The organism is Veillonella parvula (assembly GCF_902810435.1).
Classification (GTDB): domain Bacteria; phylum Bacillota; class Negativicutes; order Veillonellales; family Veillonellaceae; genus Veillonella.
Genome location: NZ_LR778174.1, coordinates 263,212 through 276,898, shown reverse-complemented (window position 1 = coordinate 276,898; position 13,687 = coordinate 263,212). Strand labels below are relative to the sequence as shown.

Below are 13,687 nucleotides of genomic sequence, written 5' to 3'. Positions count from 1 at the left end.
ACGAGTCCTTATAACTATGTACATATACAAGTCTTATAATAAAACATTATTTCTATTATAACTATATATTACTAAAATATACGTTACATATACATGGGGAAAATAAAAAAATACCAAGAAATTTAGTGCCTTACAAACCTAAATTTCTTGGTATGTCTTATAAGTTAAACGAACTACATATAGTATGCGGTAAAACCGCATTCTATTACAGCCCTTTTTAATTTTTAGATTACATTAAAGATTTAAGTACATCCAATACTTCTTGAGGTAATTCGTTTTTATGACCTTTAAGTTTTTCTACATAATCATAGCGGAACTCAAAAGCTTGGTGCAATTGGTGATGATACTCGCGTACTTCGAATGGAGGTTCAAAACCAGGAACCTCTACATAAGAAAGATTTTCGTATTCACAGAACGGTTTAAATTCTAATGTACCTTCTACTAAACGCTCTAACAAATCGAGAGTAACTTCTTTAGGAATTTTATTTTCCAAGAAGAAGCCGGTGTTCATGATATAGCACTCTACACCACATTTAGAGAATAATTTTTTATAACTTTCATAGTCACGAACCAATGGATATGTACGGAATGGATTTGCATATGGTTCGATAACAAGCGCATTTGGATCGACGTGAGCATCAAGTTTTTCTGCTGTAGAACGACGAGTCGCAAGGGTTGCCCCCATTGTAGAAGCCAATACAGGATCGGAAATCTTAAGGATTGGTGGCAATGTTTTATCTTTCATAAGCCATACTATGGCATTAACAGGTTCACCTACGTAGTTTACGCGGTTATCTGTCCAGAATTGAGATTTAATAGCACGACCATTGCTGTTTCGCACATCTTCGGCCAGTACAACCTTACGTCCATCCTCATCCATCGTTACACCTACATTTTGTAGCGTCAACAAGAATTCGTTAGCAGGATGTTCCACAGGATAATCTTGCATTTTATCGAAGTACGTAGGTTCAAGAGCAATAGAACTCAAATCCTCAGTATTGATGATATATGCATCGTCATGCAGGATAGAGATATCATAACGACCATCATGTTTTTCATGAGTCAATGTGGATTTACCGGAACCAGATAAACCGAATACACCGATAGTGTAAGATTTACCACCTTCAAGGTTGTAACGTTTCATGCCACCGTGGCAAGCAACATAGTCGAAACGATTTGCCAAGGACCACGCAAGTGTAAGTGTACCTTTTTTATGCTCTCCAAAGTAGCGCATACCAAGAATCATAGCACAGTTATGCGCAGGGTCAAAAATAGCAAGACCGCCTGGATGACCTGGTACAACATAGTCAGGATCAGAGTAAATATAGATGTCGCCTTCTGGGATCTCTACACTGTCATTGTAGAATTCTTTTACAGCTGCATCAAAGAACTTGAAGTTCATGAGCCAAGAATACAAAATAGACGCGTGATCTTTTGGAATCATCAAATGAGCACGAGCTGTGAATTTTTTATCAAGACCAACGATAGATTCTGCAGAAATCCACTCTTTACTACGGCTATCATATACTGCATCACGTGCAATATTCGCGAGTTCAACTTCATCGATACCCTCGTCTCCAATAATACGACGAGCTTTAGCATAACGACCTGTAGTTTTACCATCATTTGTAACAAGGACCTTTGCATCAGCTGGCAAGCCTTGTTCTAATGGTTTAAATACCGGCATATCGAGGACGATAACACCTGGCTCTTCAGAGGCTAATTGATACGCTTGTGCCACAGATGTTACAGGAGTTACATTGTTCCCATAGAATGCAGTTTCAATTGTACTGCGCATCATAGAAAATAATGGATTTGTTTTGATTTCACTTTGCTTCCAAACGCGTCTTGTAGACATAGTATCTAGATCCTCACCTTTTAATATATTAGTAATTTCTCTTGTAAAAGTAATGTTGTATATGAAAACACTGCTTAGGCAAATACTTTCATTATTTTCTATTTTACCCTGTTCAATCAAATTTGTATACATAAAACAGATGATTTATAGGAAATTAATGTATGTTTATTTCGAATTAGTGCAACACATTTGGCCAGATAAAAGAGACGAGGTCCAAAGTCCTCGTCTCTTTTCAAGGTTTAAAAGTACAATTATTTCTTATCTTTATTGATAAATGCATCGATTTTGCTAATTAGATCATCTACCTCAAAATCGCCGCGTTCTGCCATCATCTTGATTGTTGCCACCTTAGCCATTACTTTTACCATAGGTGTTTTTAATTTCTCAAATTTAGGATTTAAAGAAATCAAATGATCTACAATATCCGGGCATTGTTTAATTAGATTTGACAATGTTGTTTTTGCATCGATATGGAATCGACCATTTGCATCAGTTGTTAATGGTTCTTCTTCTACCTCTTCTGCTGCCTCTTGAGCCAAGGATTTTTCTTTACCACCATCGCCTACAAAATCAGTTTTATCCCAAGTCAACAATGTACGGGAACCCTCCAGTTCACGGATATGAGTACAGTCTTGCATCATTTCCAATACGCCGCGGAATTTACCATTTTCATCGCGTACTGCGGTGTAGATAACATAGATGAACAAGCCTGGTTTATTGATCCAGAATTCCGCTTGGCTTTGTTCGCCAGAACGGAACTTCTCTACGATTTCTTCTACTATATGAACAGATTTTGCTGGGTGACAATTCTTCACCTCACGGCCGATAACGTTCGCACTGCGAGGGAAAATACGATGTGCCGTATCGCTGTAGAACTTAACTAGTTCATTTTCATCTACATAGGATAAATCTACCGGTAAATGACGGAACAACAAATTAATTTGCTCTAATGTCAATTTACCCGTTGCTACATCGAGGACTGCGTCCTTACCAACGGGCGCACCTCCAACAGGACCTACATATTTAGATAGCAAGCCGGCTAAATCATTTAAGAACTCGTTAGATACAGCACCACCTTGAGCTGAATTATTGCCATTCAATTGTGCCGCAGAATCATTGATACCTGGCACTACATATAAGCCTGGCGCATTGATGATAGCATAACCAATTTCATGGTCATTTTTACTCATCCGCACAAACTCTTCGTCACTCAACAATTTATAAGACGTTGGCAATAAGACTTCTAGTTCTTTAGAATTCAAATCCCGTAATTTCGCCAAAGTTTCTGGTACGGACGCTAGGAATTCTTCATACTTATCTTCCCGAAGCAATGCATAGGATGCAGAGATAGCATCGCGCACAGCATCATCAAAGGTCCACATAATGCGCGTTGGACGGTCAAAGCCGTGGTCCTCAAGCATTGGATACAATTGATTTTGCTTACGAGACAGATGTGTTCTCCACTCTGCTAAGGAATCAAAAACGCCGAGCCACGGATTTTTGATAAACTTCTCTTGCTTTAATAACTCATCCGCTTCTAGTGCTACCTTCTCAACAGCGTTAATTTCTTCCAAGTATGCCCATAACGGATGATTTTCAGGGTACTCATTTTCGGCACGCACCAAAACGCCATCAAATAATTCTAAGAGATCATCCATTTTCTCTAGGATTTCTTCGTCCTTGTAAACACCTTTCAAGCTTTGCTCTGCATAGGCAAATTCATCAGGTGTACAAGTGCCTAATTTTTCTTTTAAAATGCGATTGCCCTCTTCTAAGGACAATTTACCATCCAAATAATCTTCTTTAATGGACACGATAATTCTGTAACGTTCATTATTAATATCTAGCTTTTGTTTTAATGGATTCATATGCTTATACCTCCACGGGCTAATTTATTATTACAGTTTTATTATATCATTTTGAAAGTAATTTTCAGTTGCTACAGATACAATTTTGATTAATTTTTAAGATTTACGAATCCAATATTATGAAAATGAATAACCTTACTTTATTTTTTAGAATATTTTGGCATGCAAAAACTGCACCTCGAAATTGTGTCCAATTTTTTGGGTGCAGTTCTGTATGAGTGATTTTGATTAGTTTTTAAAATCAATATATTCAGTTTTAGAAGATGCTACAGGTTTACCATTGGAATCTGTAGCAGGACTAAATCTCCATTTAGAAATAGTATCTACAATAGCCGCATCAAGAGCACTAGAGCCACTAGATGAAACAACTTCAACGTCCCCTACAGAACCATCTTCCTTGATGGTAAAACGTATATCCGCACCATGAGCTGCTTCACCATAGGCAGCGAGCAGTGCTCGGTCAATAGGTGGTGTAGCTATAGCTACTGGTGGGTCGTATGGAGCTGCCAACACAGAAGCTACCATACTCATTACAAACAATGAACTTAATATAATACAACGCAACACTTTATTCATCGTTTTCTCCTTATTTAGCTTTCACAGCTTGCTTAGGCAGAGTAATTGTCATCCCAATAATGGATTCGTGTGCCTTTTGATCTGTGCCAATAGCAGGTGTGAATTTCCACTGTAAAATTGCTTTTTTTACTGCTTCGTCAACTGGAGCATAGCCAGAAGAACGCTCAACGAAAACATTTTTAACATTACCTTTTTTATCAATCAAGAAGCGTACGCGCATATCAGGCGCTACCGTAGCGGTTTTAGGAATCTCAGGCAACTCAGGTTTTACAATAGTAACCTCACGTGGAGATTCTAAAAACTTCGCCGCATCGGCTGTATAATCACTTACCATGCCAAAAGATGCAACAAGTACACCTGCAGCAGCGTATCGGAATAATTTATTCATAAGAAGCCTCCTTATTAACCTTTTGTCTATGCATAATATCATACTAAATAAAGATGAATATTAAAAGAATAAATTCTTATTGATAAAATTTCTCATTTATGATATATTGAATTCAAGATAACTGTCCGGACTCACATATCTAGTTGATATGACAAAAAACTACACAAAGGAGGTTCATCATGAGACGTAGAAAGCGTATTCAAATGAAGGTCATGATGGTACTTGGTATTGTTGCCCTCGTTGGGCCTAACCATCTACAAGCACTTATTCCCTAGATTATTTTGACCTTAGCAGAAGACCGTATAACTGCCACTAGCCGCTACGTTAGTAGCGGCTAGTTTTCCGTTTAAATTCAGAGAGATATTTTCCTTCTTCAAATTATTTCATTATTAGAACAAAATATGTCCCTCAAACAAAGTCATTAATGTTTTTAAATTTAGTATCTATAAAAAGGAGACTTATTATGAAATTTAATCGAATTTTATTAGTCGTCGTATCATTAGCACTTATAGTATTTGCCCTTGCAGGCTGCGGAAAAGACACAGCCCAAGATAGTCAGAAAAAACTTAATGTCGTAGCTACAACGACGATGTTAACGGATTTAGTAAAAGAAATCGGCGGTGACCATGTAACCGTTCAAGGTCTCATGGGCCCAGGTGTAGACCCTCACCTATATCAAGCGAGTGCAGGCGATGTAACAGCTATGTCTAAGGCGGATGTTGTAGTATACAACGGCATTCACTTGGAAGGTAAAATGGGCTCCATTTTCGATAATCTAACAAAGCAAAATAAAGCGACCATCCGCGTATCTGATGCCATTGATCCATCTACATTGCTCGACTTTGACGAAGAAGATGGTGTAAAAACAAAAGACCCTCATATTTGGTTTGACGTTGCTAACTGGAAGCTGGCAGCAAAAGCAGTATACGAAGGTCTTGCTAAAGCCGATCCGGCTCATAAAGAAGATTACAAAAAACGCTATGACGCATATCTTACTAAGTTAGATGAAACTGATGCGTACGTTAAAGCTCAAGCAGAATCTATTCCGAAAGAATCTCGCGTACTTGTAACAGCTCATGATGCATTCCAATACTTCGCTCGCGCATACGGCTTTGAAGTAAAAGGTTTGCAAGGTGTAAGCACTGCTACAGAAGCAGGCACACAAGATGTGAATGAACTGGTTCAATATATCGTAGACCACAAAATTAAAGCGATTTTCGTAGAGTCTTCTGTACCACATAAAACAATTGAAGCCGTTCAAGAAGCAGCTAAGGCTAAAGGCTGGAATGTTGCCATCGGTGGCGAATTATATTCCGACTCTCTCGGTTCTGAAGGTACTGAGGGTGGCACATATATCGGTATGGTGAAAGCTAATATTGATACAATTACCAAAGCACTTAAATAATCATTTATTAGAATTTCTTAATTAAATACAACAAAGTAAATTTACTTATACTAAATTAGATTAACTTAAGTTTACTTTGTTATTGTAAGTACAAGTGCTACTAGCAACTTTCTGCTAGTGGCACTCATTAATACAAGGAGGTTTCCATGGAATGGGCCGTTGAAGTTGAAGATATGACCGTAGCATATACGACAAAACCCGTATTATGGGACGTAGATATGAAGGTACCCATCGGTTCCTTAGCGGCCATTGTCGGCCCTAATGGTGCCGGTAAGTCCACATTATTAAAGGCCATGCTCGGCCTACTAACAGTTATCTCAGGAAGTGTAAAATTTTATATCGATCACCACTTAGCAATGGACATAAACGATTACAAAAAAATCGCCTATGTCCCTCAAAGTGGTAGCGTAGACTGGGACTTTCCCACTACCGTACTAGATGTAGTACTCATGGGTCGTTATGGTCATCTAGGTTGGTTCAAGCGACCTAGCAAAAAGGATAAGGAACTCGCCCTCTCCATGATTGAAAAAATGGGCATGAGCGACTATGTGGATAGACAAATTCGCCAGCTTTCAGGGGGACAACAACAACGCGTCTTCCTCGCAAGAGCTCTCGTCCAAGAGGCAGATATTTACCTCATGGACGAACCATTCAAGGGCGTCGATAAAACAACAGAACATGCTATTATTTCGCTTTTACAAGAAATGAAAGCTCGAGGCAAAACGGTTATCGTCGTCCACCACGATTTAAATACGGTGCCCCAATATTTCGATTGGGTAACGATGGTAAACAAACAAACTGTCGCCTATGGACCCGTAGCAGATACATTTACGGACGAAGCTATTGAGCGCACTTACGGCAAGGGGAGGATTGTATGACCATACTCCAATCCTATACGACGCAAATGGTACTGCTCGGCACGGCATTATTAGGCCTCGCTAGCGGTATCGCTGGTACCTTTGCGGTACTTCGCAAGGAAAGCCTCATCGGTGACGGCCTATCTCATGCGGCACTACCCGGTGTGGTCATTGCCTTCTTGCTGACGGGCATCAAGGACATCGAAGTTCTCATCGCAGGTGCTGCCCTATCCTCTATCACTGCGGCTTGGCTCATTACCATCACCGTAGAAAACAGCAAAATCAAATTTGATGGCGCTTTAGCGACCATACTCTCCGCTTTCTTTGGGCTTGGTATGGTATTGCTCACCTATGTACAAAGCTTAAACAATGCTGGTCAAGCAGGGCTTTCAAAATTTATATTTGGACAGGCAGCCACCATATTAGCGCGCGATGTGTACATCACATCTGCAGCGGCGCTCATCATCATCGTATTAACCGCATTATTCTGGAAGGAGTTAAAGCTCATCTCCTTCGATGTGGAATACGCCAAAACACTACAAATTCCCGTCACTTTCACCCTTATTTTATATCGTTCATTATTGATCATGACCATCATCATCGGTATTCAATCGGTAGGGGCTATCTTGATTAGCTCTCTCCTCATTGCACCCGCCGTTGGGGCAAGACAGTGGACGAATAAACTGGGCACCATGTGTATATTAGCAGGATTATTTGGCATGATATCCGCCATCGGCGGTACTATCTGGAGTACATCGGTCCCAAAATTACCGACAGGTCCAGCTATCATCGTCATTTTATCGATTCTCGTATTATTGAGTCTCATCTTTGCTCCTAACCGAGGTATGCTGTGGCAGTTCCGCAAAAATAGACAGTCAAAGCACGCATTATTGTTAGAAACCACAAGGGATTCCAAATCCAAGGCACAGCAAAGTATTTACGTAGCAGAGGACGCACAACCTCGCATAGGAGGTGCCCCATGACAGTTCATACAGAGATATTGCTCATTGCCATTGCGGTATCCATCGCATGTGCCATCCCTGGGGTCTTCCTCGTATTGCGTCGCATGTCCATGATGGCCGATGCCATTACGCACACCGTATTCCTCGGCATCGTGCTCGCTTTCTTTATGACGGAAGATTTAAACTCTCCATTTCTACTCGTCGGGGCTACCTTAGTTGGTGTAGGCACCGTATGGCTTACAGAAATGATACACAATACGGGGCTTGTCAACGAAGATGCGTCTATCGGCATCATCTTCCCGCTTCTATTCTCTATCGCCATCATTCTAGTCAGCCTATACAGCGGTAACGCTCATCTCGATGTAGATACCGCATTACTCGGCGAAATAGCCTTTGCCCCCTTTGATCGATGGATTGTGAACGGCACCGACTTGGGGCCTGTATCGCTATGGATTTCTCTAGGCGTGGCGATCATCAATTTAATATTAGTCATGCTGTTCTACAAGGAATTGCAACTCTCCACCTTTGATCCGCTACTAGCGGGACTCTTCGGTTTTATGCCAGCCCTCATCCACTACGTGCTGATGACCATGGTATCCCTCACCGTTGTGGCCTCGTTCCAAGCGGTAGGCGCCATTCTCGTCATCGGCCTTATGATTGGGCCTGCGGTCATCGCTTATTTATGGACGGACTCTGTGAAAGCCATGCTTACTAGCAGTATCATCATCGGTATTATCTGTGCTGTCATTGGTACGGAAGTAGCTTTCACCATGGACGTATCCATCGCGGGTTCTATTGCAACCACCATCGGTATCGCACTGATTATCGCTGTTATCGCAACACCGAAGACAGGCTATATCGCCACATACCGTCGTCAACGTCACTTACGTCGCCACTATCGGGAAACGATGATGCTATGCCATATTTATACACATATGGATACACCTATCGCGCACGTTGAAAACGGCATCGGTACCATTCATGAGCATTTGAACTGGAGGCCTGATTATACTCATCAAGCTGCTTCACAGCTAAAGAAACAAGGTCTATTATATGTGACAAATGGACACTACGTGCTTACTGATAAGGGTATAGCACAGGTTAAAGAGATTATTTAAATACAATACCAATACTTTTCCCAACAAAAAGAAGCTGAAATCAATGCTGCTCTGCAAAGATTTCAGCCTCTTTTATTTTTAACTAATAGTCTTACATCCTATTAATAACTGGATTCACGTCAATGACTATCTATAACAGATAGTACCAACACTATAATAAGCTCAACGCAATCACAAAGAATCCTATTAATTAATAATAGCTTCTAATGGAATAACATGAGGTAGCCCATTGTCATCCATATAAATTTTCGTTTTAACACGATATACATCTTCCATCATGGCTTCTGTAAAGATGTCTTTCGGCGCGCCTTGAGCGTATACTGTACCCTCTTTAAGCACGATGATTTCATCTGCGAACATAGCCGCCAAATCAAGATGATGCAATGTTACGAGCGTTGTAAAATCATTTTCTTGAGTCAGATTTTTTAGCAATGTTAACAAGTCAAATTGCTTGTGTAAATCTAAAGCACTTGTCGGTTCATCAAGAATTAGGATTTTAGGTTCTTTTACAAGGGCTTGCGCCATGAACACAAGTTGGCGTTGACCACCGCTGAGCTCCATGATGCTGCGCGATGCAAAGCCCTGTAAGTTCAACCGTTCCAATACCTCTTGTGTGGCTGCAATATCCTCATCACTTACACGGAATGACATGGATCCCATGCGCCCTAGCATAACGACTTCAAAAACAGATAGATTGACTTTACAGTCATTATCTTGAGACAAATAGCTGACTGTACTGCTAAAATCCTTTGTAGAATATTGAGATACAGGTTTACCATTAACGGAAATCTCGCCCTTGCCTTTCAAGATACCCATAATTGTTTTTAAAAGTGTAGATTTACCAGCACCGTTAGTACCAATGAGCGCAGTCAATTTACCTGTTTTGGCAGCAAAATCAACGCCCTTTAAGATTTGTCTGTCTTCCGTAGCGGAATAACCAAAGGTTAGATTATGAACTTCAATCATTTGAAATAGCTCCTTTTCCTAGTTAATACCAACGAGAAGAAGAAAGGTACACCGATGATTGCCGTCACAATACCGATTGGGAACATCGCCCCAGGAACGAGCATCTTACTCGCAATAGATGCGAGAGACAAAATCGCCATGCCACACACTGCAGATAACGGCAAGAAATACCGTTGATCCTCACCCACAAGCATACGTGCAATATGTGGTCCTACAATACCGATAAAACCAATGGTTCCAACGAAAGAAACAGCAACGGCTGTAATGATGGAGATGAAAGCAAACACTTTTACTCGTAAGCTTTCAACATTAACACCAAGACCAGAAGCCTTTTCATCGCCTAATTTTAATGCTGTTAAACGCCAAGATTCACGCATCATAAGCGGAAGCATGATTGCTAGCACGATAAGAACAATAGAGATGTTCACCCAATTTGCCTTAGCTAAACTCCCCATAGTCCAGAACACGATGTTTTGAAGGGCCTCAGGAGATGCCATATATTGCATCAAGGATTGAAGCGCTTGGAACAAGAACATCATGCCGATACCAGCGAGAATCATCGTTTCAGAGGAAAAATTCTTAATCTTATTGATGGAATAGATAAAGAAACTCGTCAAACTAGCAAATACAAAGGCGCCAAATGGAACCATAAAGACACCTAAAAACTCTAATGCACTAGCGCCTACAACAACCATAAGAGATGCACCGAAGCCAGCCCCTGCGGATATACCAAGTGTATACGGGCTAGATAACGGGTTATCAAGGATAGTCTGCATGCCAGCACCAGCAATGCCCAAGGAAGCACCTACGAGCAATGCCATAATGGCCGTCGGAAGACGAATCGACCAAATGATAACATATGCGTTTTTGGAAACCTCTGCTGGGTCTGTTAATGCGAGCCATACATCACTCAAGGTGAGTGATGCAGGACCTACAATAATATCGGTAACAAAACTTACCGCACAAATGATCAGACCAATGATAATAAACATGAGCTTTTTATAGCTCTGTTTCTTATAATCGTACTGATTGTTAGTTTCTGTCACTACGAAAAACTCCTTTTTAGTTCAAATGCATAAACCAAACGCCACCGTAAGAGAATGGAAGGAATTTATCATAGAATTCCTTAAGTGTGCCTTCAGGATCTACATCCTTGAATTCCTCAGGATAGAATGTTTTAGCTAAGTATTCGAATACTGCAACGTCATATACTTCACGAGGTAAACCATGGTGAGTAGAGAATACGTTTTTAGATTGAACGGCTTTCAATTCAGGCCAGCCTTGACGTTCTGTGGTGAAAGCTTTCAATAACTCTTGAGATTTTGCTTCATTTGTATCAAAGCCTAAACGCATGGATGTAGGTTTCTTAGGCCAATAAGAACCGATGATCATGATGATATCTGGATTTCTTTCCAAAATAAATTCTGGGTTAACAGGACCTGCTTTTTGAACTACATCTTTTGTAATAAGGTCGCCACCAACTTGCGTTGCCAATGCGCCCCATGCTACGTTTCCACTATACGCAAAACCTAAACCTTCTGGACCTTCGTTACCTGTTTCAATGTAAACAGTTGGTTTTGGTTTATTAATTTTGCTAATGCGGTCCATAACTCTTGTTAAACGGTCAGTATAGAACTTGTTGATTTCTGCTGCACGCTCCTCTTTACCCAATGCTTTACCGATAGCTTCGATAGATTTTTGGTGATTTTCAAGCTTTTCCGCATGATAATCGATATAGATAGTAGGGATGCCAGCTGCATCAATTTTAGGTTTGTAATCAGCTTCATATTGATCTTTGAAATATAAAGGCATGAAAATAACATCTGGGTTTAAGGAAATTACTTTTTCCACATCAAATGTTTTATCATTTACGTTACCAATGAGAGGAATTTTTTCCAACTCTGGCACTTCAGATTTGTAGCGATCCCACATATCTGTACGCAATTTGCTTAAATAAGGGTCAATACCAACAATAGTCTTAGCCACATCTTTGCCTTGCAACGCAGCCATAGTCAAGAACGCACCACCAGAAGCACTCAATTGAACTACTACGCGTTCTGCTGGTTTTTTCAACGTAACCTTTTGACCAGTTACGTCTGTAATCTCAATTTGTTTGCCAGATTGTGCCGCATCCTTTTTCGTATCTGCTGGACCACCACAAGCTGTCATAATCATGCTCACAACTAGCAGGAGCACCGTGGCAAGATAGGCCATAAATTTCTTTTTCTTAACCATAAAAGCACCTCATATCTAAAACACAATAATTTCAAATGATAACATCAGAAAATAACTTTCAGAACCTCGGTCAATCAATCCCTATAAACACAACACAACCCTAGTTCATATGCATAAACCAGATGCCACTATAAGAGAATGGCAAGAATTTGTCATAGAACTCTTTAAGTGTAGCTTCTGGATCTACATCTTTAAACTCTTCAGGATAGAATGTTTTTGCTAAATATTCGAATACGGCCGCATCAAATACTTCGCGTGGAAGACCGTGGTGCGCAGAGTAAACTTGTTTATTTTCAACAGCTTTCAAATCACTCCAACCTTGACGTTCTGTGGTGAAAGCTTTCAATAACTCTTGAGAAGATGCTTCGGTTGCTTCAAAACCTAAACGCATAGAAGTCGGTTTTTTAGGCCAGTAAGAACCCATGATCATGATGATATCTGGGTTTTTCTCTAGAATAAATTCCGGATTAATAGGAGAGGATTTCTTAACAGCATCCTTTGTGATTACATCACCACCAGCCATAGTAGCTAATGCCCCCCAAGAGTAATTACTACTAAAGGAATTACCAAATTCTTCTGGACCATTCATGCCAACTTCAATATAAACAGTTGGTTTTGGCTTGTTAATTTTACTAACACGGTCGAGAACTCTTGTCACACGATCCGTATAGAACTTGCTAATTTCTGCAGCTCGTTCTTCTTTGCCCAAAGCCTTACCGATGGCTTCAATGGATTTTTGATGACTTTCCAATTTTTCTGCATGGTAATCTATATAAATAGTCTGGATACCAGCAGCATCCATTTTTGGTTTTACATCAGACTCGTACTGATCTTTCAAATCTACAGGAATAAAAATAACATCTGGATTTAATGCCACAACTTGCTCAGCATTAAATGTTTTATCACCGATAGTCCCCACTACTGGAATCTTAGCTAACTCAGGCATTTCAGTCGTAAAATGTTTCCACATATCCGCCCTGTAATCCTGTAAAGATGTGTCCATGCCGGCAATAACCTTCGGTGTATCCTTACCCATAAGTGCGGAAATCGTAAAGAATGGACCACCAGCACCACTCCACTGTAAGACAACTCTCTCTGCTGGCTTTTTAAGCGTTACCGTACGCCCTGTTACGTCTGTGATTTCGATAGGCTTGTTATTCTGTGCCGTGTCTTTCTTTGTCTCACCAGGGCCTCCACATGCAGCGATGAGCATACTCACAATTAGAAGAAAAATCGTGACTAAATACGCCATAAACTTCTTTTGTTTGAACATAAGTACCTCTCTTCTCTCAACTAAAACTATCACTATAAATGCACATAAAAAGCCCGTTTCCCCACGAAGAGGAAACGGGCTGTCATCTCAGTTAGACTAACTACCACGCCTAATAAGCTAGCATATAGTATGAGCTTTCAACTATGCATAGCTAGTATAAATCCATCTATATCAATCCCCA

The 13,687-nt window shown here is 40.4% G+C and carries 12 protein-coding genes; 4 read left to right on the top strand and 8 right to left on the bottom strand.

From position 1 onward, the window contains the following. Positions 1-229 precede the first annotated feature (229 nt). The 4 genes from FNLLGLLA_RS01030 to FNLLGLLA_RS01015 form a co-directional block, all read right to left on the bottom strand. A complete protein-coding gene (locus FNLLGLLA_RS01030; RefSeq protein ID WP_156697095.1) occupies positions 230-1,858 on the bottom strand; it encodes a phosphoenolpyruvate carboxykinase (ATP) in 1,629 nt (542 codons plus the stop codon). A gap of 251 nt (positions 1,859-2,109) precedes the next feature. Next, positions 2,110-3,726, bottom strand: coding sequence for a PAS domain-containing protein (locus FNLLGLLA_RS01025; protein ID WP_156697094.1), 1,617 nt, complete (start codon positions 3,724-3,726; stop codon positions 2,110-2,112). Positions 3,727-3,954: 228 nt separating this feature from the next. Further along, the gene (locus FNLLGLLA_RS01020; RefSeq protein ID WP_004697914.1) at positions 3,955-4,302 is read right to left on the bottom strand and encodes an energy transducer TonB; all 348 of its coding nucleotides are present in this window, start codon (positions 4,300-4,302) and stop codon (positions 3,955-3,957) included. A 10-nt stretch (positions 4,303-4,312) separates the two neighbouring features. Then, positions 4,313-4,690 carry an energy transducer TonB gene (locus tag FNLLGLLA_RS01015; RefSeq protein WP_004694057.1) on the bottom strand — a complete coding sequence of 126 codons (378 nt, stop codon included), beginning with the start codon at positions 4,688-4,690 and terminating at the stop codon, positions 4,313-4,315. A 463-nt stretch (positions 4,691-5,153) separates the two neighbouring features. On the opposite strand from FNLLGLLA_RS01015, the gene FNLLGLLA_RS01010 reads away from it, so the two are divergent. From FNLLGLLA_RS01010 to FNLLGLLA_RS00995, 4 genes are all read left to right on the top strand, one after another. Next, on the top strand, positions 5,154-6,095 hold the full coding sequence (locus tag FNLLGLLA_RS01010) for a metal ABC transporter solute-binding protein, Zn/Mn family (protein ID WP_004694058.1): 942 nt from the start codon (positions 5,154-5,156) through the stop codon (positions 6,093-6,095). A 146-nt stretch (positions 6,096-6,241) separates the two neighbouring features. Beyond that, positions 6,242-6,973 carry a metal ABC transporter ATP-binding protein gene (locus FNLLGLLA_RS01005; RefSeq protein ID WP_156697093.1) on the top strand — a complete coding sequence of 244 codons (732 nt, stop codon included), beginning with the start codon at positions 6,242-6,244 and terminating at the stop codon, positions 6,971-6,973. Beyond that, positions 6,970-7,935 carry a metal ABC transporter permease gene (locus FNLLGLLA_RS01000; protein WP_156697092.1) on the top strand — a complete coding sequence of 322 codons (966 nt, stop codon included), beginning with the start codon at positions 6,970-6,972 and terminating at the stop codon, positions 7,933-7,935. Before FNLLGLLA_RS01005 ends, FNLLGLLA_RS01000 begins: the two co-directional genes overlap by 4 nt. Further along, positions 7,932-9,032, top strand: coding sequence for a metal ABC transporter permease (locus FNLLGLLA_RS00995; RefSeq protein WP_156697091.1), 1,101 nt, complete (start codon positions 7,932-7,934; stop codon positions 9,030-9,032). The genes FNLLGLLA_RS01000 and FNLLGLLA_RS00995 overlap by 4 nt, the downstream gene beginning before the upstream one ends. A gap of 186 nt (positions 9,033-9,218) precedes the next feature. Here the strand turns inward: FNLLGLLA_RS00995 and FNLLGLLA_RS00990 are convergent, their stop codons facing one another. From FNLLGLLA_RS00990 to FNLLGLLA_RS00975, 4 genes are all read right to left on the bottom strand, one after another. Further along, positions 9,219-9,998, bottom strand: coding sequence for an ABC transporter ATP-binding protein (locus FNLLGLLA_RS00990; RefSeq protein ID WP_004697955.1), 780 nt, complete (start codon positions 9,996-9,998; stop codon positions 9,219-9,221). Further along, positions 9,995-11,044 carry a FecCD family ABC transporter permease gene (locus FNLLGLLA_RS00985; RefSeq protein ID WP_004697920.1) on the bottom strand — a complete coding sequence of 350 codons (1,050 nt, stop codon included), beginning with the start codon at positions 11,042-11,044 and terminating at the stop codon, positions 9,995-9,997. The genes FNLLGLLA_RS00990 and FNLLGLLA_RS00985 overlap by 4 nt, the downstream gene beginning before the upstream one ends. A gap of 16 nt (positions 11,045-11,060) precedes the next feature. Continuing rightward, the gene (locus FNLLGLLA_RS00980) at positions 11,061-12,233 is read right to left on the bottom strand and encodes an ABC transporter substrate-binding protein (RefSeq protein ID WP_120055782.1); all 1,173 of its coding nucleotides are present in this window, start codon (positions 12,231-12,233) and stop codon (positions 11,061-11,063) included. Between the two features lie 100 nt (positions 12,234-12,333). Further along, entirely contained in the window at positions 12,334-13,506 is a 1,173-nt protein-coding gene (locus FNLLGLLA_RS00975; RefSeq protein WP_174892175.1) for an ABC transporter substrate-binding protein, read from the bottom strand. Positions 13,507-13,687 lie beyond the last annotated feature (181 nt).